The organism is Micromonospora sp. LZ37, assembly GCF_059359015.1.
Map to the genome: position 1 here is coordinate 169,286 of NZ_JCADBL010000001.1, position 21,366 is coordinate 190,651.

Sequence of the window (21,366 nt, forward strand, 5' to 3'; positions counted from 1 at the left end):
GCGGAGAAGGCGGCGGGGCGGACGCGAGGGAGACTCACTGGCGTGGTGACCACTTTGGCGATCGACTGCGGGGGCGGCGGGATCAAGGGTTCGGTGCTGGACGCCGCCGGCACCATGCGGGCCCGACCGTTGCGGGTGCCCACCCCGTACCCGCTGTCGCCCGGACTCTTCGTGAAGACGCTGCTGGAGCTGGGCGGCCGGCTGCCGGCCGCGGACCGGGTGACCGTCGGCATGCCCGGCATGATCCGGCACGGTGTGGTGGTGGCGACGCCGCACTACGTGACCCGGTCCGGCCCGCGCAGCCGGGTCGACCCGGACCTGCTGGCCGAGTGGTCCGGCTACGACGCGCGCACCGCGCTCGCCGAGGCCTTCGGAATGCCGGCGCTGGTGCTCAACGACGCCGAGGTGCACGGCGCCGGGGTGGTCGCCGGCACCGGCTGCGAGCTGGTGCTGACCCTCGGCACCGGGCTGGGCAGCGCGCTCTTCGACGGTGGGGTGCTCGCCCCGCACCTGGAGCTGTCACACGCCCCGGTGCGCTGGGGCACCACCTACGACACGTACGTGGGGGAGCCGGAGCGGCGGCGACTCGGCGACGCGTTCTGGTCCCGGCGGATCCGGCAGGTGGTCGACGGGCTCCGGCCGGTGTTCCGGTGGGACCGGCTCTACCTGGGCGGGGGCAACTCGCGGCTGATCCGCCCGGAACAACTGGCCCGGATGGGCGACGACGTCGTGGTCGTCCCGAACACGGCCGGGATCATCGGCGGGGTCCGGGCCTGGGAGCTGGTCGCGGACCGGCACGGCGCCACCCCCTGACGCCATTCCCCTCGCAGGAACACTCGCGGCGCGGCTGATGTTGTGCCAGCGTCGGAGCAGAGGCGGCTCGACACGAGGAGGTGGGTCGGATGGATCTTCTGGCGGAGTACCGGCGGGCGACCATGTACTTCGAAGCGGGTGACCCGACCGGAGCGGCGCGGCTGCTCGAACCGATCGTCGAGGCAGAGCCGGGCAACTCCTCGGTACGGCAGCTGCTGGCCCGGGCGTACTTCCAGTCGGCCCAGCTCAACCGGGCCGAGGAGCAGCTACGCGAGCTGGTCGACCGGGACCCCAGCGACCACTACGCCCACCACGTGCTGGGCCGGACGCTGGAGCGGCTGAACCGGCACGCCGACGCGCTGCGGCACCTGCGGATCGCCGCGGCCATGAACTCGACCAACGACGACTACACGACCGCGCTGCGCCGGGTGGAGACCCGGGTCGGCCTCGGTCGCTGACGCTGGCCCTCGGGGCGGCCCGTCCGGGCCGCCCCGACGCGTCTCCGGGAGGCGGGGTCGCCCCGCCTACCATTGCGGAATGGGACCTGAGCTGGCGGTGGACCGGGTATGAAGCTGAAGCTGGACCTGCACGACATCTTCAACAAGGGCCAGGACATCGACCGGGCGCTGCGCGGGATCATGGACGAGGCGGTGGCGAAGAAGGCCACCCTGGTGGAGATCATCCCCGGCAAGGGCTCCGGCCAGCTCAAGAAGCGGGTGCTGCGCTTCCTCGACCAGAAGGACGTCAAGCAGCTCTACCACCGGGTCGAGAAGGACTCGAAGAACTTCGGCCGCCTCTTCGTGCACTTCCGCTGGAAGTAAGAGCCCCGGCCTTCCGGCCTCCCACGCGATCCCCAACACCGCTTCTGACCTGCTCAAACGCCTTTCATCAATTTCCGGTGTCTTCCGCGATTACTCGCGCTCGGTTGTGCCGGATCTGTCCCCGACCCTCAACCTGTGCGTCGCCGGCGAGGCGGTCGCTGCCGGCCTGGTACGCACGCCGCAAGCGTTGGCCCGTCGGCCGAGGGTTGTGACGGTGCAGCCGCGGCAAGACATGAGGCGGTCTGGGGCGACACCGCGCCAGACCCCGCCGCCGTTACCGCTCACCGACACGCATCGACCCGGACCTGCACACCGCACCATGGCGGCAGGTCCGCTGCCCACACCCGCCAGCCGCCCATCCGGTTCAGCCAGCCGTCCGGGCCCGCAGCGTCGCGGCCGTCCGGGCGGGGTCGTAGTCCGGCTCGACCCCGTCGACGATGATCGCCGCGCCGTCGATGTTCCGGGTACGCAACGGCAGGATCTCCTGGTAGGCGGGCGAGTCGTACCAGGCACGGGCGGCGTCCCGGTCCGGAAACTCGAGGATGACCACCGTGCCGGGCCAGTCGCCCTCGATCACCTCGACCTCGGGAACGTGCACCCGGAACCGCCCGCCGAACGGCTCCAGGGTTGACCGGACCCGCTCCATATAGGTGAAGACGTCCTCGTTGAGCTGCGGGCTACGCAGGTGGACGAGCACGAAGGCGGGCATGGGTCCTCCCGTGGGATGCCGTTCGTCCGGCCGGGACACCGGGCGGCTGCCCTCAACTTACCGGCGCGGCCCCGGTGTCGACCGCCACTCGACTCAGGCTCGTTCGAGCAACACCACCAGGACCTTACGGTTGCTCCTGGCCTGGTACGTGTTTGTTGATCCACGGCGGGGCGAGCGTGAAGACGGTTCAGATGGCGCTGGGGCATGCGACGCCGATCATCACCCTGAACACGTACGCGGGGGAGTGGCCGGAGGCGATTGACGGACGCGGAACCTGGTCGACGCGGCCCTTTCTGGCGCTCGGCTGGCGGTGGCCCGGTGACGGGCCGACTTGCGCCAGATCTGTTCCCGAAATCTTGAGTTGGCGTTGCGGCCCAGGTCAAAGCGCTGGTCTGCGCCGATTCGTGCACTTCCGCTGGAAGTAAGAGTCCGTCTGGGCCGGCGGGACTTCTGGGTGGCGATCGGTCAGACGCGGCGCGGTGCCGCGCCCGTTCCGGCAGACTGCGCTGAGGACGTCACGATTCGAGGATCGAGGAGTCACGAGTGCGCCTGACCAAGTACGGCCATTCCTGCGTACGCGTCGAGCACGACGGGGGAGTGCTGGTCATCGACCCGGGGACGGTCAGCGAGCCGGAGGCGCTGGACGGCGTCGACGCCGTGCTGATCACCCACGAGCACCCCGACCACGTGCACGTCGAGGCCCTGGCCGCCCAGCACGAACGGCGTCCGTTCACCGTGCACGGGCCGGCGTCGCTGGCCACCATGCTGAACGGAGTGGCCGACCTGCTCGAGCCGGTGGAGCCGGGCGCGGGGTTCACCGCCGCCGGCGTCCCGGTCCGCGCCTACGGCGGGCGGCACGCGGTGATCCACCCCGACATCCCGGTGGTGGACAACCTGGCGTACCTGATCGACGACCGGGTCTACCACCCCGGCGACTCGCTCGTCGTGCCGGAGGACACCCAGATCGACACCCTCTTCGTGCCCATCCACGCCCCGTGGACGAAGTTCTCCGAGTCACTGGACTTCCTCCGGGCGGTCGCCCCGCGCCGGGCGTACGCGCTGCACGACGGGTACCTCAACGACACCGGGCTGCGCGTGCTGAACGGCAACTTCAGCCGGCTCTTCGAGGGGGAGTACCGCCGGCTCGACCCGGGCACCCGGGTCGACGCCTGAGCGGCTACACCCACTCCCGGCGCACCGGAGGCTCCCCCGGCTCCTCGTGCGGGGGTTCCGCGTCCTTCGTCTCGACCAGCTCCTCCGGCGCGAACCGTTTCGGCAGCTTGCCGAACCTGGCGCGCCGCCGCGCCTCGGACTCGTCGTCCGTCGGCCGGTCGGCGGGCCCGCGATCCTCAGTCATGGCGACCTCCCATCCCATTGTCCCCGCCGAAGCCACACCCGCCGGCGTGAACAGCGACCCCGCATCCGCCCGGAAGGAGCAGCGCGACGGCCACTCCTTCCGGGCGGGGTGCGGGTCAGAGGGGATAGGTGCGGGCCACCGCCAGCATCTCCGAGCTGTGCGAGCCGACCACCCCGACGCCCGACGGTCGGGGGCGGAAACCGGGCAGCGCGTCGAGACCGTCGCTGGCGTCCATCGCCCGTAGCGACACCTTGCCGCCGCCGGCGCCGCCCGGGTACAGCACCAGCGTGATGTCGAGACCCTCCGGCGGCGGCGCGTGGAAGACCACCCCGAAGCCCCAGGGCCGGCCGGAGTCGGTCCGCGCCCCGGGCAGCCGCCGCCCGTTCACCGTCACCGACTCCACCACCGTCGTCCCGTCCACGTGCAGCGAGGCGAGGCGGGCCGGCCGCTGCGGGGTCAGCCGGACCCGCAGCACCCGCTGGTTGCCGGAGCGGGTGTCGGAGAGGACGTCCAGCTTCGGCGCCGGCAGGTTCGCCGGCTGTGCCGGCCCGGCCCGCAGCTCGGTATCGCCCAGCCCCGGGAAGTCGTCGACCCGGGCGGGCTTGTCGACGTACCCGTCGGTCCAGGGCTGCGGGTCCTCCTCGTGGCTGAGCCAGCGGGCCTGGCCGGTGCCGGCGTCCAGGGCGTACATCAGGTGGGTGGGCGCGGGGTGGGCGGCGTCGAAGCGGTCGACGGCCAGGCCGACCCCGGCGAACACCGCCGCCGCGACCGCGGCGGCGACCGCCGGCAGCGCGCCGAGCCGGCGGGCGCGGAGCGCGACCAGGCCGCGCTGCCCGCCCGCCTGCGGGTGCAGCAGGTCGACCACCGGCAGCGCGGCCAGCCCGAGCAGCACCGCGAAGAGCGCCGCGACGCCGCCCATCGCCATGCCGAGCGCCGGGAAGAGCAGCACCACCGTCGGCAGCAGGATCACCACGGCCACCGCGCCGGCCAGGGTCACCGCCACCACCGGCACCGGGCCGTCGACCCGGCTCGCCAGCGCGACCAGCCCGGCCAGCGCGCCGGCCAGGGCCGGCAGGGTCGCCAGGTACGCCCCGCCGGGCACCGCCACGGCCAGCAGTACCCCGAGTACGGCCAGCCAGGCCAGCCCGCCGATCGCCAGCGCGGCCGGGCCGGCCCACCGGCGGGTCAGCGCGTACCAGGCGAAGAGGATCGCGGCGGCGAGCGCCACCACGGCGAGCCGGTACCAGGTCGGCCGGTACGGGTCGAGCAGCTCGGCGTAGCCGGGGCGGACCGCGGTGATCCCCGCCCACAGCAGCTGGGCGGCGAGCGGGGCGGCGACCAGCGGCACCAGCCCCAGGCCGAAGCCGGCGGCCAGCCGCCCCCCGGTGGCCCGGCCGCGGCGCACGGCGAGCCAGCCGAGCGCCGCCACCGCGACCAGCGCCAGCAGCGCCAGCGGCAGGGTCAGCCAGCCGGGGTAGCGGACCAGCCCGCCGGGCGCCGGGAAGTAGGTGGCGTCGTGTCCGGAGCGCAGCGCCTTCAGGTCGGTGCCGCCGAACTCCCGGGCCAGCCCGAGCGCGTTGTCGCCGTGCTGCTGGAGGCTGCCCCGGTCCATCGCGGCCGGCGTGTCCAGCGGGGTGTGGTAGATCGCCCCGCCGTCGATGTAGGCCGAGTTCAGCCCGACGAAGTCCTCGTCGAGGAAGGCGGTGAAGTCGGTGTCGTTGGGCAGCGCCCGGTAGATCTCCACCGCGAAGGAGGTGCCGACCGGGTACGGGGCGGCGCGGCCGAAGACGTCCACCAGCTCCGCGTTGTTCCGGGAGGTCTCGAACATGATGACCGGTCCGGTGGCGCCGCGCGCCTCCAGGTTGAGCACCACCCCGCCGCCGGCGGCGAGCGGGTGGCTCGACGCGAACGCCGACGCGCCGCAGAGGCACGCCTCCTCGGCGTCGGTCAGCACCAGGACGATGTCGTTGCGCGGCCGGGGACCGGCGGTCAGCGCGCGGGCCACCTCCAGGATGGTGGAGGTGCCGGCGGCGTCGTCGTTGCCGCCCGGCCCGGTCTGCACCGAGTCGTAGTGCGCGACCAGGAAGACCCGGCCGGTGGGGTCGCTGCCCGGGATCCGGGCCACCACGTTGCGCACCCGGGCCAGGGTCGCCCCGGCGGCGGCCCCGCTGAGCTGCCCGGCCTCGGGGGCGACGGTGTCCTGCACCTCCGTCTCCAGGCCCAGCCCGCGCAGCGCGCCCACCAGGTGTTCGCGTACCTGGTCGTTGGCGGCGCTGCCGGCGACGTGCGGCCGGGCCGCGATCGTCTGCACCGTCCGGTACGCCCGGCCGGCGCTGAACTCGTCGGCGGGGGCGTCCGCCGGGCGGGGCGCCGGGGTGGCCAGGGTGACCAGCATGACAGCGCCGACCGCGACGAGGGCGGCGAGCGCGGCCACGGCGGCGGGGAGCCGGCGACGGGGCCGGGCGAGCGCCCGGTCGGCGGCGGCGGGGGGCCGGGCGAGCGCCCGGTCGGCGGTGGGGACGGGGGGTGCGCCCACGGCGGGACTCCTCGGGTGGTGCGGGGGTGGGCACCATCCTGCCCGCCCCGACGTGACCCGGATCATCTCGGGACCGAACCGTAACGCGCGCACTCGCCCGACCGCTCACCGTGTGACGGGCTTGCCCAGGTACGCCCGTGCCGGCGGGGTCGTGTTGTGTGGGACCGTTGTCTAATACAGGATCAGCAGGGCACTCGGAAGGAGTCCCGACATCACCAGCGAACTCCCGCGTCTCGCGGCGGTGACCCGGCCGCACCGGGGGAGCGGCATGGCCGGTCCCTCCGTGGCGCCGTACCCGCAGGGCGGCCTCGGGCGCAACACCAACCTGCCGCCCGGTGAGCGGCTGCGGGTCCTGCTGGTGGAGGACGACGAGGGCGACGCCTTCCTGGTCGGCGAACTGCTCGCCGAGACCAACTCGATGATCGACCTGCTGGTCGCCACCAGCCTCAGCGAGGCGCGGCAGCGGGTGGCCGGCGTCGACTGCGTCCTGCTCGACCTGGGACTGCCCGACGCGCAGGGCCTGGACGGGCTGCGCAAGGTGCTGGAGATGAGCAGCGGGGCCGCCGTCTGCGTGCTGACCGGGCGCTCCGACGAGCACCTCGGCATCGTCGCGGTCGCCGAGGGCGCCCAGGACTACCTGGTCAAGGGCCAGGTCGACGGGGTGCTGCTGACCCGGGCGCTGCGCTACGCCGTGGAGCGCAAGCGGGCCGACGAGAACGCCCGCCGGCTGCGCGAGGTGGAGCTGCGCCAGGCCGAGTCCGCCCGGCTGGAGCGCGGCCTGCTGCCCCAGCCGCTGATGACCACCGACCAGGTGGCGGTGCACACCTTCTACCGGCCCGGCCGGCACGCCGCGCTGATCGGCGGGGACTTCTTCGACGTCGTGCAGACCCGGCCCGACCGGGTCGACCTGATCGTCGGCGACGTCTGCGGGCACGGCGTGGACGAGGCCGCGCTCGGGGTGGAGCTGCGGGTCGCCTGGCGGGCGCTGATCCTGGCCGGCGTGCCGGACGACGAGGTGCTGCCGGCGCTGGAGCAGGTGCTGATGAGTGAGCGCCGGCTCCAGGAGATCTTCGCCACCGTCGCCACCGCCTCGCTGGACCTGCACGACAACCGGGCCACCGTACGGCTGGCCGGGCACCCGCCGCCGCTGCTGCTCTCCGGGGGCCGGGTCGCCCCGGTCCCGGCGCCCGGTGGCCTGTTGCTCGGCGTACGACCTCGCCGGCCCGTAGCGTTCGACCTGGAGTTCGAGTCCGATGACTGGTCCCTGTTGATGTACACCGACGGTCTGATCGAGGGGCGGGTGGACGACGGTGACGACCGGCTGGACGTGCCGGGGTTGACCGGTCTGCTGGAGGAGCCGGCCAACCTCGCGGTGCCGCTGTCCGAGCTGCCGGCCTGGCTGGTCGGTCGGGCCGAGCAGATCAACGGCGGCCCGCTCGCCGACGACGTCGCCATGCTGCTGGTCACCCGCGGTGGTGGCCGGTGACGTCGTACCGGCCCGGCTGGACCCTGCGCCGCCGGGTCGTCGCGCTGCTCGCCGTGGTCGGCACCCTGCTGATCGGGCTCGCCGCCGCCGAGGCGGCCGTGGCGACGCAGAACCGGCAGTACACCGACGCGGTGCTGACCAGGACCGGCCCGCTGCGGGTGCAGGGGCAGGAGCTGCTCAACGCGCTGCTCGACCAGGAGACCGCCGTCCGCGGGTACGCGGTCAGCGGCGACCCGGCCGACCTGGTCCCGTACCAGAACGGGCTCCAGCAGGAGCGCGACATCGTCGCGGAGATCGAGAAGCTGGGCCGGGACTACCCCGGGATCGTCGCCGACCTGCGGGTGGCGCAGCGGCAGGCCGACGACTGGCGGCGGTCGGTCGCCGAGCCGGTGATCGGCACCACCCAGCGCGGCGGCACCGAGGCCGGGCAGGCCCTCGTCACCGACCAGGCCCGGCAGCAGTTCAGCCAGGTCCGGGCCGCGGTCGCCGAGCTGCAGGCGGAGATCCTGCGGGAACGGGAGCAGAACGCCCGGGACATCAGGGCGACCAGCAACCTGCTGGTGGTGCTGCTGATCATCGCGGCGGTCGTGGTGGTGATCGCCGGGGCCGTGCTGCTGCTCTCGCTGGACCGGATGGTGGTGCGGCCGTTGAGCGGGCTCGCCTTGCAGGTGCGGGAGGTCGCCGAGGGCGACTACCAGCACCACATCTCCGGCTCCGGCCCGCCGGAGTTCGTCCGGCTCGCCGACGACGTCGACGTGATGCGGCAGAAGATCGCCAAGGATCTGGCCGAGGTGCGCGCGGCGCGCGAGAACATCGAGTGGGTCAACAGCCAGCTGCAGAAGCAGGCCGAGGAGCTGACCCGCTCGAACCGCGACCTGGAGCAGTTCGCGTACGTGGCCTCGCACGACCTCCAGGAGCCGCTGCGCAAGGTGGCGAGCTTCTGTCAGCTGCTCCAGCGCCGCTACGCCGGGCAGCTCGACGAGCGGGCCGACCAGTACATCGCCTTCGCGGTCGACGGCGCGCAGCGGATGCAGCGCCTGATCAACGACCTGCTGGCCTTCTCCCGGATCGGCCGGCTCACCACCGGCTTCACCGAGGTCGACCTCGACCGGGTGATGGGCGACGTCGCCGCGCAGACCGAGCTGAGCCGGCAGCACGCCGGGGCGGAGCTGACCTGGGACGACCTGCCGGTGATCCGCGGCGAGGAGCCGCTGCTGACCAACCTGCTGGCCAACCTGGTCAGCAACTCGATCAAGTTCCGCCGGCCCGACGTCCCGCCGAAGGTGCACGTCTCGGCCCGGCTGGTCGGCGACGAGTGGGAGATCGTCTGCCGGGACAACGGCATCGGGATCGAGCCGGAGTTCGCCGACAAGATCTTCGTGATCTTCCAGCGGCTGCACGCCAAGGACGCGTACCCCGGCACCGGCATCGGCCTCGCGATCGTCAAGAAGATCGTGGAGTACCACGACGGCCGGGTCTGGGTGGACACCGGCGTCGACGTGGGCACGGCGATCCACTTCACCCTCCCGGCGCTGCCCGAGGACGTGGCGGCGGCGCAGGCCGCCCAGCAGGCCGCGGACGAGACCGTCGACGACGCCGGGGAGGCCACCGGCGACGGGGTCACCGGCGACGAGTCGACCCGGAGCGGCGACGCGAGCGCGGCCGTCGAGGGCGGGGCCACGCCCGTCGGCCGGCAACCGGACGGCGCGGCGGACGGCGACGGGCCCGGCGAGGCGCCGGGACGCGATACAACGGGTGGCATGAGGGAGACGGTGGGATGACCGCGCCGGCGGACGGCAAGAGCCCGATCGAGGTCCTGCTGGTCGAGGACGACCCGGGCGACGTGTTGATGACCCAGGAGGCGTTCGAGGAGCACAAGCTCCGCAACCGCCTCAACGTCGTCTCCGACGGCGCCGAGGCGCTGGCCTACCTGCGCCGCGAGGGCCGGTACGCGGACGCGGTGACGCCGGACCTGATCCTGCTCGACCTCAACCTGCCCCGACGCGACGGTCGGGAGGTGCTGGAGGAGATCAAGGAGGACGAGCAGCTCCGCCGCATCCCGGTGGTGGTGCTCACCACCTCTCAGGCCGACGAGGACATCCTGCGCAGCTACCAGCTGCACGCCAACGCCTACGTGACCAAGCCGGTGGACTTCGACCGCTTCATCGCCGTCGTCCGCCAGATCGACGAGTTCTTCGTCAGCGTGGTCAAGCTCCCGCCGCGTGGCTGACCGGCTGCGGGACGACGTCGGGGAGCTGCTGCGGGAGACGGCGGCGGAGATCGTGCTGCCGCTGTTCCGCCGGCTCGACGCGGAGGACGTCGCCGAGAAGGCCCCCGGCGACCTGGTCACCGTCGCCGACCGGAGGTCGGAGGAGAAGATCTCCGCGGCGCTGCGCCGGCTCCTGCCGGGCTCGGTGGTGGTCGGCGAGGAGGCCGTCGCCGACGACCCCACCCTGCTGCGGCACCTGGGCGGCGGCGGTGACGTCTGGCTGGTCGACCCGGTCGACGGCACCGGCAACTTCGCCGCCGGCCGGCAGCCGTTCGCGCTGATGGTCGCGCTGCTGACCGACGGTGCGCTGACCGGCGCCTGGGTGCTCGACCCGCTGGCCGACATCCTCGCCGACGCCCGGCTCGGCGAGGGCACCCGGCTGGACGGCCGGCCGGTGCACGTCGCCGACCGGCCGGCGGTCCTGGGCGCGCTGCGCGGCACCGCGATGACCCGCTTCCTCCCGTCGGGCACCCGGGAACGGGTCGAGGCCGGTGGGGCCCGGATCGGTGAGCTGCTGCCCGGCCAGCACTGCGCCGGCCGGGAGTACCTCGACGCGCTCACCGGTGACCAGAGCTTCGTGCTCTTCTGGCGGACCCTGCCCTGGGACCACGCCCCGGGCGTGCTGCTGGTGCGCGAGGCGGGCGGGGTGGCCCGCCGCTTCGACGGCACCGAGTACCACCCGGCCGACGACGACCGGGGCCTGCTGGTCGTCGCCGACGAGCACCTCTGGACCGACGTGCACGACGCCCTCCTGGACGCCTGAACCGGCCCGTCCGCCCCCGCCATGCGGCGTGTCGGGGGCCGACGCGAGTGGACGGCCCGGCCCGTACCGGACGGAGTGGACCACCGGGTGGCTCGGGGGGACGCGGACGGCGCTGGGTGACAGCGTCGGGACGCTCTGTCGACGATCGATGCCCCGGGCGGTCGCGGGCCTGGTCAACGGCGCTGCGTCCGGTATCGTGTCCGGCGGTCTCCCGCCCGCGGGCCGTCGTCCCGGGGCCGGCGGGGCCGCTGCCGCGCCGTGGTCGACCGGGGCCCCGCGGCCGAGGGAAGGACACCGTCGTGCCCAGGACCAGCTTCACCCGGCCGCGCGCCCGCCGGCCGCTGACCGTGCTGCTCGCCACGGTGGCGCTGCTGCTCGGCGTCGGGGTCGTGCCGGCCGCCGCGGAGCCCAACGAGGGGGGCACCAAGCAGCTCCGCGAGCAGCTGGAGGCCGCCGCCAAGGGCCACATCGAGGCCAAGGCCAAGCTGGACAACTCCAAGCGCCGCCAGGCCGCGCTGACCGCGGAGCTCAAGGCGGTCGAGGGACAGCTGGTCGAGCTGAACGCCCAGGTCGGTGAGGTGGCCGCGCAGTCGTACCGGCTGGGCCGGCTCACCCCGACGGCGTTGCTGCTCAAGAGCGCCAGCCCCGACGCCCTCGTCCAGCGCGCCGGCGAGCTGGACGTGATGGCCCAGCGCGACTCCAAGCGGCTGCGCTCGCTCGCCGAGGCGAAGGCGACCGCCGCGCAGGCCAAGACGGCCATCGACGGCGAGGTACGCGAGCAGCAGAAGCAGCTCGCCGCGCTGGCCAAGAAGAAGCGCGACGCCGAACGCGCCCTCGCCACCGTCAGCTCCGGCAGCAGCTCCGGCTTCAGCGGCGGGTCCCGCTCGGCCAGCCCGGCGCCGCGCAACTCCGACGGCTCGTGGCCGTCGGAGTCCTGCTCGGTCGACGACCCGACCACCGACGGCTGCATCACCCCGCGCACCCTGCACGCCCTCAAGCAGGCCCAGGCGGCCGGCTACAAGCGGTACGTCAAGTGCTTCCGCACCGGCGGCGACGGCGAGCACCCGAAGGGTCGGGCGTGCGACTTCTCCGCCGCCACCAGCACCTTCAAGGACGAGACGGCGACCGGCGGGGACAAGGCGTACGGCGACAGCCTGGCCAACTACTACAAGAACAACGCCAGCCGACTCGGCGTGCTCTACGTGATCTGGTACCGGCAGATCTGGATGCCCAACACCGGGTGGCGGGCGTACAGCGGCTCCGGCAGCCCCGCCGCCAACCACACAAACCATGTTCATCTTTCGATGTACTGACCCGGAGTGCCGGGAACGCTGCGTACCATCTCGACGGTGAGCAGTTCATCGTCCGAGGTCGTGGCCGGGCCGGCCGCCGTCGGGGCACCGGCCACCTCCCGCGCCCTGCCCAACGGGCTCGCCGCGTTCCTGGTCTTCCTCGCCAGCGGCGCCGTGCTGGTGCTGGAGACCGTCTCGCTGCGCCTGGTCGGCCCGTACGTCGGAGTGACCCTCCAGGTGACCAGCTCGGTGATCGGCATCGCGCTGGCCGCCATCGCGTACGGGGCGTGGACGGGCGGCTGGCTGGCCGACCGCCGGGACCCGCGCGGGCTGCTGGCCCCGGCGCTGGTGCTCGCCGGCATCGCCACCGCCGTCACGCTGCCGGTGGTCCGGTACGCCGGTGAGGTGCTGCGCGGCGGCGCGACCAGCGGCATCCTGCTCCTGACCGCACTCGCCGTCTTCGTCCCGGCGGCCCTGCTCGCGGCGGTCACCCCGCTGGTGGTCAAGCTCCAGCTCGCCGACCTGCGCCGCACCGGGCAGGTGGTGGGGCGGCTCTCCGGCATCGGCACGCTGGGCGGCATCACCGCCACCCTGGTCACCGGCTTCGTGCTGGTCGCCGCGCTGCCCAGCACGGTCATCCTGGTCGCGCTGGCGGTGCTGCTCGGGGTGACCGGCCTGGCGCTCGGGGTGTACCTGCGCCGGCAGGAGGTGGCGGGGCTGCCCGGCCCGGCCCGGACCAAGGCGACGCTGGCGGTGCTCGGGCTGGTCGGGGCGGGGCTGAGCGCGGTCGCCCCGAACCCGTGCGACGTGGAGACGGCGTACCACTGCGCCCGGGTGGCCGGCGACCCGGCCCGCGACTCCGGCCGGGTGCTCTACCTCAACTCCGCCGAACACTCGTACGTGGACCTGGCCGACCCCACCCACCTGGAGTACGCGTACACCCAGTGGATCGGCGCGGTGGCGGACGTGATGGCGCCGAAGGGGCAGCGGCTCGACGCGCTGCACCTCGGCGGGGGCGGGTTCACCATGCCCCGCTACCTGACCGCCACCCGGCCCGGCACCGACAACGTGGTCTTCGAGATCGACGGGGAGCTGGTCGAGCTGGACCGCCGGCTGCTCGGCGTACGACCGGGGCCGGAGCTGAAGGCGGTGGTCGGCGACGCCCGGATGCTGGTCGACGGCGAGCCCACCGCCAGCCGCGACCTGGTCGTCGGGGACGCCTTCGGCCACCTGGTGGTGCCGTGGCACCTGGCCACCCGGGAGATGGCCGGGGAGGTCCGCCGGGTGCTGCGTCCCGGCGGCATCTACGTGCAGAACGTCATCGACCACCCGCCGGGCCGGTTCATCCGCAGCGAGCTGGCCACGGTGGCCGCCGAGTTCCGTACCGTCGCGCTGATCGCGCCGCCGGCGGCCATCGACGGCCAGGTGGGGTCCAACTTCCTCATCGTCGCCTCGGACGGCCCGCTGCCGCTGGACGCGCTGCACCAGCGGCTGGACGCCCTGGCGACCCCGCCGGACCTGCTCACCGACGCCGGCCTGGCCGGGTTCGTGGACGACGCGCTGGTGCTCACCGACGACTACGCGCCGGTGGACCAACTGCTCGCCACCGCCTGATCGGGTGATGTTCCTGACCGATTACGACCAGTCAGGTGTAGCGGGGCCGGACCGGGGCAACTCCTCCGACCATGGGTGGAGCAGCGCGTAACGGGGCACAGGCACAGCTCCTCGGTGATCGGTACCGCCTCATCGAGCAGCTGGGGGCGGGCGGCATGTCCGTGGTCTGGCGCGGCTACGACGAGGTGCTCGGCCGCCAGGTCGCGGTGAAGGTGCTCGCCTCCCGGCTGGCCAGCGACAAGGCGTTCCGGCACCGGATCCGGATCGAGGCGCAGGCCGCCGCGCGGCTCTGCCACCCCAACATCACCAACGTGTACGACTACGGCGAGTCCGAGCAGGTCGGGTTGACCGTGCCGTACGTCGTGATGGAGCTGGTCGACGGCGGCCCGCTGACCGCCCGGCTCGGCCGCGACCGGCAGCTGCCCTGGCGGGAGGCGGTGACGATCGGCGCGGAGGTCACCTCGGCGCTGGCCACCGCGCACGCCCGGGGCGTCGTCCACCGCGACGTCACCCCCGGCAACGTCATGCTGACCCCGACCGGGGTGAAGGTCGTCGACTTCGGCATCTCCGCGCTGGTCGGCGAGAGCGAGAAGGGGCCGGACGGCGCGCTGCTCGGCACCCCCGCGTACCTCGCCCCGGAGCGGCTGGACAACGGCCAGGTCTCCCCCGCCACCGACGTCTACGCGGTGGGTCTGCTGCTCTACCGGATGCTGACCGGCCGACTGCCCTGGCAGGCCAGCACCACCACCGAGATGCTCCGCGCGCACATGTACAACGACCCCGAGCCGATGCCCGAGGTGCCGGGGCTGCCCGACGAGGTGGCCGAGCTGGTGGGGCGCTGCCTCGCCAAGCGCCCGCAGGACCGCCCGCTCACCGCCGAGGTGGCCCGTACCCTCGCCGGCGCAGCCGGGATGATCGCGGCCGTGCCGGTCTCCCCGGCGCCGGGGACGCTCGACCCGGCGCAGCTGGCCAGCGCCGGCACCACGATCCTGCCCTGGTCGTCGGAGACCGACGCGCTGCCGTTGTCGATGCGGACCCGCAACCGGCGGACGGCGTCCCGGCGGCGCAAGGTCGAGGCCGGGGTGGCCGCGGCCGGCCTGGTCGCGGTGACCGCGACGATGTGGGGGGTGACCTCCGGCAGCTCCGCCAGCGGCGGGGTGGAGCCGCCCACCGAGGCGCGGATGGGGCTGCCGGAGCAGAACGTCTGCGGCGTCTCCTACGCGCTGCGCAAGGACTCCGGCAAGGACTTCGCGGCGGAGGTGACCCTCACCAACACGGGCAAGCAGGAGCTGCGCGACTGGACGATGAGCTTCACCTTCCCCGGTCGGCAGAAGGTCACCAGGGCCACCCCGGCGTCGGTCCGGCAGCAGGGGAGCACCGTGGCGGTCCAGCCGGCCGCCGGTCGTGCCCCGCTCGCGCCGGGCGCCTCCGAGAAGGTCGCCCTGACCGGGTCGTACACCGGCAGCAACCCGCTGCCGGTGCAGTTCAAGCTCGGTGACGCCGACTGCGCCGTCCAGGTCTCCGGGGTGGCCGGCTCGACGCCGAGCACGGCCCCGGCGACCAGAGCGGCGACGGCCAAGGCCCCGGCGGCCAAGACCCCGGTCCGGAAGGCCCCGGCGCGGAAGGCGACCGGTGGCGGCGGTTCCACCGCCGAGAAGAGCTCCGGTGGTGGGTCGAAGGCCAAGGCGGGCAGCGGTAAGGGTGGTGGTGGAAAAAAAGTCGTGGTCGTGGAAAGGGACGAGGACGGTGACGACGACTGACGTCGTGCCGGCCGGTCGGGCGGTCAGCCGAGGCCGGCGAACCGCTGCACCTGGTTGATCGTCCCCTCCACGATGAGCACGCTGCCCGCGCTGAGCACGGTGTCCGGGGTGGCGTACCGGAACGGCTCACCGGGCAGCTTGGCCCCGACCACCAGCACGCCGTGGTGCTCCGGCATCGCCAGTTCGCGCAGCGGCCGGTCGACCAGGGACGCCGGCACCGGCACCTTGGCGATCGCGAAGTCCTCGCCCATCTCGACGAAATCGAGCATCCGGCTGACGATCAGGTGGGCCACCCGCTCGCCGGTCTCCGCCTCCGGGAAGATCACGTGGTGGGCGCCGACCGAGGCGAGGATCTTGGCGTGCTTGTCCGAGGTGGCCCGGGCCCAGATCTGCGGCACGCCCACCTCGGTCAGCGCCAGCACGGTCAGCACGCTCGCCTCCACCGAGGCGCCGATCGCGACCACCGCCCGACTGAAGTCCCCGATGCCCAGTTGCCGCAGCGCGCCCTCCTCGGTGGAGTCCGCCTGCACCACCCGGGCCAGCGACGACGACCAGCGCTGCACCTGGTCCGGGTCGTGGTCGATGCCGAGCACCTCGTGATCGAGCCGGGTCAGCACGCCGGCCAGGTGGCAGCCGAGCCGGCCCAGGCCGATCACCGCGATGTCGCCCCCGCCTCTAGCCGACAATGGGTTGCTCCTTCGGATAGCGGTACAGCCGCCGTCGGGTGTTCAACGCGATGGCGGAGCCGAGGGTGAGGGGGCCGACCCGGCCGATGTACATCAGGGCGGTGAGCAGGTACTGGCCGGGTTCGGGGAGTCGTTGGGTGAGCCCCACGGAGAGCCCGGTGGTGCTGAACGCCGAGGTCACCTCGAACAGCGACTCGTTGAACCGGACCCCCTCGGTGATCAGGACCAGCCCGACCGTGCCCGCCACCACCAGCGCCACGCTGAGCAGCGCGACAGTCAGTGCCTGGCGCTGGCTGGCCTCGGCCACCCGCCGCCGGCCCACGGTGACGTCCGGCTCGCCGCGCAGCTCCGCCCAGATGCAGAAGGCGAGCAGGAAGAAGGTGGAGACCTTGATGCCGCCGGCGGTGCTGGCGCTGCCGCCGCCGATGAACATCAGCGCGATCAGCAGCGGGTAGCTCTCCTCGCTGAGCCACTCGACGTTGATCATGTCGAAACCGCCGGTGCGGCTCAGGGCCATCTGGGTGAACGTGGCGAGCAGCTTGCCGGGGGCGTCGTACGTGCCGATGGTGCGCGGGTTGGTCCACTCGGCGAGGAGCAGCATGGTGAAGCCGCCGACCAGCAGCGCCAGGCTGCCCCAGATGGTCAGCTTGGTGGCGACCGCCCAGCGGACCGGGCGCCGCCAGTGCCGGACGGCCTCGAAGAGCGCGGGAAAGCCGAGGCCGCCGATGATCCCGCCGAGGGCCAGCGGCAGCGACACCCACGGGTCGCGGGAGAAGGCGAGCAGGCCGTCGGAGTAGAGGGTGAAGCCGCCGTTGTTGAAGGCCTGCACGGAGTGGAAGCCGCCGGACCAGAGGGCCCGGCCGGGCGGATAGTCGTAGACCAGCCAGAGCCGGCCGGTGACCACCAGGGTCATCAGCGCCTCGCAGGCGAACACCGTGCCGGCGATGCGCAGCAGCAGCCGGCGGACGTCCCCGATGCCGTACTCGACGGTCTCGGCCTGCACCAGCAGCCGGTTGCGGAGCCCGAGCTGCCGGGAGACGGCGAGGCCGACCAGGGCGGCGCCGGTGAGGATGCCGAGCCCGCCGAGCTGCGTGAGCACGGTGATCATCGCCAGTCCGAAGCCGTTCCAGTAGTTCGGCGTGTCGGTGACCGTCAAGCCGGTCACCGACACCGCGGAGGTGGCGGTGAAGAGCGCGGTGACCAGCGGGGTGTACCGCTGCTCGCCGGTTGCCCAGGGCAGCATCAGCAGGCCGGTGCCGATCGCGATCGCCACCAGGAAGCCGAGCGGCACCAGCCGCACGGGGTGACCAAGGGACCGGCGCACCAGACAATCCTCCGGTTCCGGGCACGGCGGGGTCGGCGAATGGCGCATCCCGCAGGGTTCACGCGGTGGAAAGCCACCGACCAACTGGCGGTCAGCCGGGGCGGGTGTGCTGGGCGCGACCCTTCGACGACAGGAGACGGCGTTGCGACGTACCCTTTCCGCCCTCGGTGTGGCCGGCGCGCTGCTCGCGGTGGCCGTTGCGGTGCCCGGCGCGGCCTCGGCCCGTGAGGACGACGCGGAGCGTGCCCACCGCGCGGACCGGGCGACCCACCGGCCGGTGGTGATCGGCCACCGTGGCGCGAGCGGCTACCGCCCGGAACACACGCTGGAGGCGTACCGGCTGGCGATCCGGATGGGCGCCGACTACATCGAGCCGGACCTGGTCCCGACGAAGGACGGCGTGCTGGTCGCCCGGCACGAGAACGAGATCTCCGGTACGACCGACGTGGCCGCCCGGCCCGAGTTCGCCGCCCGCCGGGCCGCGAAGACCATCGACGGCGTGACCGTCACCGGCTGGTTCACCGAGGACTTCACCCTGGCCGAGCTGAAGACCCTGCGGGCCAAGGAGCGGCTGCCGCAGGTGCGGGTCGCGAACACCGCCTTCGACGGCCGGTTCGAGGTGCCGACCCTCCAGGAGGTCGTCGACCTGGCCCGCGCCGAGAGCCGGAAGCGGGGCCGCACCATCGGCATCTACCCGGAGACCAAGCACCCGAGCTACTTCGCCTCGATCGGGCTGCCGCTGGAGGAGCCGCTGGTCGCGGTCCTGCGCCAGAACAAGCTGACCCACCGGGGCGACGCGGTCTTCATCCAGTCCTTCGAGACGGCCAACCTGCGCAAACTCGACACGATGATCGACGTGCCGCTGGTCCAGTTGCTCGACGCCGGTGGCCGTCCCTACGACTTCACCGCCGCCGGTGACCCCCGGACCTCCGCCGACCTGGCCACCCCGGCGGGTCTGCGGTGGATCGCCGACTACGCCGACGGGGTCGGGCTGAACAAGAACCTGATCGTCCCCCGGGACGCCGCCGGCAAGCTCCGGGCGCCGACCACGGTGATCCGGGACGCGCACCGGGAGCGGCTGGTGGTGCACGCCTGGACGTTCCGCGCCGAGAACCAGTTCCTCCCGGCCGACTTCCGCATCGGCGCCGACCCGAACGCCCGGGGTGACAGCACCGCCGAGTACGAGCTCTTCTACGGCCTCGGCCTGGACGGCGTCTTCGTCGATCAGCCCGACACCGCGGTCGCCGCCCGCGCCGGCCTCGCCGCGCGCTGACCGCCGACCACTGGCGGCCGCACCTCGACCGCCGCACCACCGGGATCCGCACCCGACGGCGCGGCTCCCGGTGGCTCAGGCACTTGATGGGGTACGCGAACCTCCGCCTCAAGTGGGGCACCCTGCGGAGCTACGTGGTGTCGTGCGGCCCTTTGGAGCTGATGACGTGAACGGATCAGCGTGTCGGGCCGGTGGGAGGGTGGACATCGCGCTGGATCGATCCTGGATGCGACCGCGGAAGCGTGGTGTCGCTCGAGCGCGGCGGGCCACCGTCGCCAGGGCGGGCACGGCGCTGCCGGATGGCGCAGGGCGTCCAGCCCACTGAGTCGTCTGCGACATCAGCTCGAAAGCCTCCGAACCCCTACCGCGTCGGGCGCTTCGCGGTCTTTCGTTCCAGGTGGGTCAGCCTTCCGTGTCCCGTCGGCGTCAGTGAACGTCCGGTTTCGCGCGGCTCGGTAGCCGAAGCGCGGCTCGGAGCGGCAGCGCGCGCCAGCCCGTGTCCCGGGACGACACATCGCCGTGTCGGCCGGTGGGTGCGGTGGCCATCGACCGCCTCGCCGCTGGTGTCGCAGGATGGGTGCTTGTTACGGTCGGCCACCCGGTCGATGTCACTTGTGTGTCGCTGCCACATAGCCCGTGGGTGACGTCACTTCTAGCGTGAGCCGACACATGCTTCCTGTCCTCACCTGGAGTCGCGATGACGGTCCGGCACACCCGGCGGGCGTTCCTCTCCGCCGCCACGATGATGGCCGCGGCGCTCGCCGCCACGGCCTGCGGCAGCCCGCAGGACACCGCCTCCGGCGGCGGTGACACCGCCCCGGTCAAGGTCGGCCTGGTCTACTCCCAGTCCGGCCCGCTGGCCAGCTACGGAAAGCAGTACGTCGAGGGCTTCAAGGCCGGCCTCGACTTCGCCACCAAGGGCACCGGCAAGGTCGGCGACCGGAAGATCGAGCTGACCGAGGTCGACGACGCGGGCGACCCCGCCAAGGCGGTCTCCGCGGCCAAGGACCTGATCGGCAAGGGCACGAAGATCATCGCCGGGTCGACGGCGTCCGGCGTCGCGCTCCAGGTGGCCCCGATCGCCGCGCAGAACAAGGTCCTCTTCATCTCCGGCCCGGCCGCCACCGACGCGGTCACCGGCGCCAACCGGTACACGTTCCGCTCCGGCCGGCAGTCCTACCAGGACGTGGTGACCGCCAAGTCGTTCATCGGCGACCCGACCGGCAAGAAGGTGGTGGTCTTCGCCCAGGACGGCGCGTTCGGTGACGCCAACGAGGCCGCCGTCAAGACCGTGATCGGCGGAGCCGGCGCCACCGTCAGCAGCGTCCGCGCCCCCGCGAGCGCCTCCGAGTTCACCCCCTTCGCCAGCCAGATCAAGGCGGCCAAGCCGGACCTGCTCTTCGTCGCCTGGGCCGGCACCACCGCCCCGGCCATGTGGCAGACCCTCGACCAGCAGGGCGTGCTCTCCAGCACCACGGTCGTCACCGGCCTGGACATCCGCGCCTCCTGGCCCACCTTCGGCGCCGCCGGCAGCAAGATCTCCTTCCTGTCGCACTACTTCGACGGGGCCAGCGACACCGAGGCCGCCAAGGCCGCCAGGGCGAAGGTCCCCGGCGGCGCCCTCGACCTGTTCCACCCGGACGGCTTCGCCGCCGCGCAGATGGTGGTCCGCGCCGCGCAGGAGGGCGGCGACGACGTCGACAAGATGGTCAAGGCCCTCGAAGGCTGGACGTTCGACGGGGTGAAGGGGCCGATGACCATCCGCGCCGAGGACCACGCCCTGCTCCAGCCGATGTACCAGGCGAAGCTCGCCGGCAGCGGCACCGCGTTCACCGCCACCGCGCAGAAGAGCCTGACCGGCGACGAGACCGCGCCGCCGGTCACCCGGATGAAGGGCTGACCCAGTGCTCGCCACCCGCGGTCTGACCTGGCGGATCGGTGAGGTCGCCATCGTCGACAGCGTCGAGGTCGACCTGGCGCCCGGGGAGTTCCTCGGCGTCATCGGGCCGAACGGCGCCGGCAAGACCTCGTTGTTCAACCTGATTACCGGCCTGCGCCGGCCGACCGAGGGCCGGATCATGCTGGACTCCGAGGACATCACGGACCTCCCGCCACACCGACGGGCCCGGCTCGGGCTGGGCCGTACCTTCCAGGCGTCCTCGGTCTTCGGCTCGCTCACCGTCCGGGAGAACGTCCGGCTCGCCGTACAGGCGCACCGGGGTGGCTCGATGAAGCTGTGGCGGCGGGCGGCGGCCGACCGGGAGGTGGCCGTCGCCGCCGACGCGGCGCTCGACCGGGTCGGCCTCCACCACCGGGGTACGGCGCCCGCTGGCACCCTCGCGCACGGCGAGAAACGCAAGCTGGAGATCGCCCTGCTGCTCGCCGGGGAACCCCGGGTGATGCTGCTGGACGAGCCGATGGCCGGGGTCAGCGCCGAGGACGTGCCCGAACTGGTCGCCGTGATCAGGTCGCTGACCGGCGACGTCGGCCGATCGGTGCTGATGGTGGAACACCACATGGACGTGATCCTGGAGCTGGCCGACCGGATCGCCGTGATGCACCACGGCGCGCTGCTGGCCTGCGACACCCCGGACACCGTGATGGCCAACGCCACCGTCCAGGAGGCGTACCTGGGGGAGTCCCTGTGAGCGCGAGGAGCGAGC

At 73.1% G+C, this 21,366-nt stretch carries 19 protein-coding genes; 14 read left to right on the forward strand and 5 right to left on the reverse strand.

Annotated elements, in window-relative coordinates; genetic code table 11:
- Nucleotides 1-42 precede the first annotated feature (42 nt).
- The 3 genes from AC5L3Z_RS00740 to AC5L3Z_RS00750 all read left to right on the forward strand — a co-directional run bounded on the left by AC5L3Z_RS00740 (nt 43) and on the right by AC5L3Z_RS00750 (nt 1,634).
- Entirely contained in the window at nt 43-813 is a 771-nt protein-coding gene (locus AC5L3Z_RS00740) for an ROK family protein (protein WP_494838751.1), read from the forward strand.
- Between the two features lie 89 nt (nt 814-902).
- Nucleotides 903-1,271, forward strand: coding sequence for a tetratricopeptide repeat protein (locus tag AC5L3Z_RS00745; protein WP_334533120.1), 369 nt, complete (start codon nt 903-905; stop codon nt 1,269-1,271).
- A gap of 108 nt (nt 1,272-1,379) precedes the next feature.
- Nucleotides 1,380-1,634 carry a Smr/MutS family protein gene (locus AC5L3Z_RS00750; RefSeq protein ID WP_088987488.1) on the forward strand — a complete coding sequence of 85 codons (255 nt, stop codon included), beginning with the start codon at nt 1,380-1,382 and terminating at the stop codon, nt 1,632-1,634.
- 364 nt (nt 1,635-1,998) lie between these two features.
- On the opposite strand, the gene AC5L3Z_RS00755 is transcribed toward AC5L3Z_RS00750, so the two are convergent.
- Entirely contained in the window at nt 1,999-2,343 is a 345-nt protein-coding gene (locus tag AC5L3Z_RS00755) for a DUF1330 domain-containing protein (protein ID WP_494838753.1), read from the reverse strand.
- 543 nt (nt 2,344-2,886) lie between these two features.
- Between AC5L3Z_RS00755 and AC5L3Z_RS00760 the strand changes: the two genes are divergently transcribed.
- Entirely contained in the window at nt 2,887-3,516 is a 630-nt protein-coding gene (locus AC5L3Z_RS00760; protein ID WP_494838755.1) for an MBL fold metallo-hydrolase, read from the forward strand.
- Between the two features lie 4 nt (nt 3,517-3,520).
- Here AC5L3Z_RS00760 and AC5L3Z_RS00765 read toward each other — a convergent pair whose 3' ends face one another.
- On the reverse strand, nt 3,521-3,700 hold the full coding sequence (locus AC5L3Z_RS00765; RefSeq protein WP_494838756.1) for a hypothetical protein: 180 nt from the start codon (nt 3,698-3,700) through the stop codon (nt 3,521-3,523).
- Between the two features lie 115 nt (nt 3,701-3,815).
- Entirely contained in the window at nt 3,816-6,236 is a 2,421-nt protein-coding gene (locus AC5L3Z_RS00770) for a M28 family peptidase (RefSeq protein WP_494838757.1), read from the reverse strand.
- Nucleotides 6,237-6,504: 268 nt separating this feature from the next.
- Here AC5L3Z_RS00770 and AC5L3Z_RS00775 point away from each other — a divergent pair, with 268 nt between their 5' ends.
- From AC5L3Z_RS00775 to AC5L3Z_RS00805, 7 genes are all read left to right on the forward strand, one after another.
- A complete protein-coding gene (locus tag AC5L3Z_RS00775) occupies nt 6,505-7,722 on the forward strand; it encodes a PP2C family protein-serine/threonine phosphatase (RefSeq protein WP_494838759.1) in 1,218 nt (405 codons plus the stop codon).
- Complete coding sequence (locus AC5L3Z_RS00780; protein WP_494838760.1) at nt 7,719-9,503, forward strand: sensor histidine kinase; 1,785 nt, start codon at nt 7,719-7,721, stop codon at nt 9,501-9,503. Before AC5L3Z_RS00775 ends, AC5L3Z_RS00780 begins: the two co-directional genes overlap by 4 nt.
- A complete protein-coding gene (locus AC5L3Z_RS00785) occupies nt 9,500-9,952 on the forward strand; it encodes a response regulator (protein WP_494838762.1) in 453 nt (150 codons plus the stop codon). The genes AC5L3Z_RS00780 and AC5L3Z_RS00785 overlap by 4 nt, the downstream gene beginning before the upstream one ends.
- A complete protein-coding gene (locus AC5L3Z_RS00790; RefSeq protein WP_494838764.1) occupies nt 9,945-10,754 on the forward strand; it encodes an inositol monophosphatase family protein in 810 nt (269 codons plus the stop codon). The genes AC5L3Z_RS00785 and AC5L3Z_RS00790 overlap by 8 nt, the downstream gene beginning before the upstream one ends.
- Nucleotides 10,755-11,053: 299 nt before the next feature.
- Nucleotides 11,054-12,067, forward strand: a complete 1,014-nt coding sequence (locus AC5L3Z_RS00795) for a coiled-coil domain-containing protein (protein WP_494838766.1) — start codon at nt 11,054-11,056, stop codon at nt 12,065-12,067.
- Nucleotides 12,068-12,103: 36 nt separating this feature from the next.
- The gene (locus tag AC5L3Z_RS00800; RefSeq protein WP_494838768.1) at nt 12,104-13,660 is read left to right on the forward strand and encodes a fused MFS/spermidine synthase; all 1,557 of its coding nucleotides are present in this window, start codon (nt 12,104-12,106) and stop codon (nt 13,658-13,660) included.
- Between the two features lie 155 nt (nt 13,661-13,815).
- The gene (locus tag AC5L3Z_RS00805; protein WP_494838769.1) at nt 13,816-15,420 is read left to right on the forward strand and encodes a protein kinase domain-containing protein; all 1,605 of its coding nucleotides are present in this window, start codon (nt 13,816-13,818) and stop codon (nt 15,418-15,420) included.
- 23 nt (nt 15,421-15,443) lie between these two features.
- Here AC5L3Z_RS00805 and AC5L3Z_RS00810 read toward each other — a convergent pair whose 3' ends face one another.
- The gene (locus tag AC5L3Z_RS00810) at nt 15,444-16,076 is read right to left on the reverse strand and encodes a potassium channel family protein (protein ID WP_334615091.1); all 633 of its coding nucleotides are present in this window, start codon (nt 16,074-16,076) and stop codon (nt 15,444-15,446) included.
- Nucleotides 16,077-16,095: 19 nt separating this feature from the next.
- The gene (locus AC5L3Z_RS00815) at nt 16,096-17,430 is read right to left on the reverse strand and encodes a TrkH family potassium uptake protein (RefSeq protein ID WP_494838771.1); all 1,335 of its coding nucleotides are present in this window, start codon (nt 17,428-17,430) and stop codon (nt 16,096-16,098) included.
- A 142-nt stretch (nt 17,431-17,572) separates the two neighbouring features.
- On the opposite strand from AC5L3Z_RS00815, the gene AC5L3Z_RS00820 reads away from it, so the two are divergent.
- The 3 genes from AC5L3Z_RS00820 (at nt 17,573) to AC5L3Z_RS00830 (ending at nt 21,351) form a co-directional block, all read left to right on the forward strand.
- Complete coding sequence (locus AC5L3Z_RS00820) at nt 17,573-18,703, forward strand: glycerophosphodiester phosphodiesterase (RefSeq protein ID WP_494838773.1); 1,131 nt, start codon at nt 17,573-17,575, stop codon at nt 18,701-18,703.
- A 697-nt stretch (nt 18,704-19,400) separates the two neighbouring features.
- The gene (locus AC5L3Z_RS00825; protein WP_494838775.1) at nt 19,401-20,603 is read left to right on the forward strand and encodes a substrate-binding domain-containing protein; all 1,203 of its coding nucleotides are present in this window, start codon (nt 19,401-19,403) and stop codon (nt 20,601-20,603) included.
- A gap of 4 nt (nt 20,604-20,607) precedes the next feature.
- Nucleotides 20,608-21,351, forward strand: coding sequence for an ABC transporter ATP-binding protein (locus tag AC5L3Z_RS00830; protein WP_494838776.1), 744 nt, complete (start codon nt 20,608-20,610; stop codon nt 21,349-21,351).
- Nucleotides 21,352-21,366: the final 15 nt, after the last annotated feature.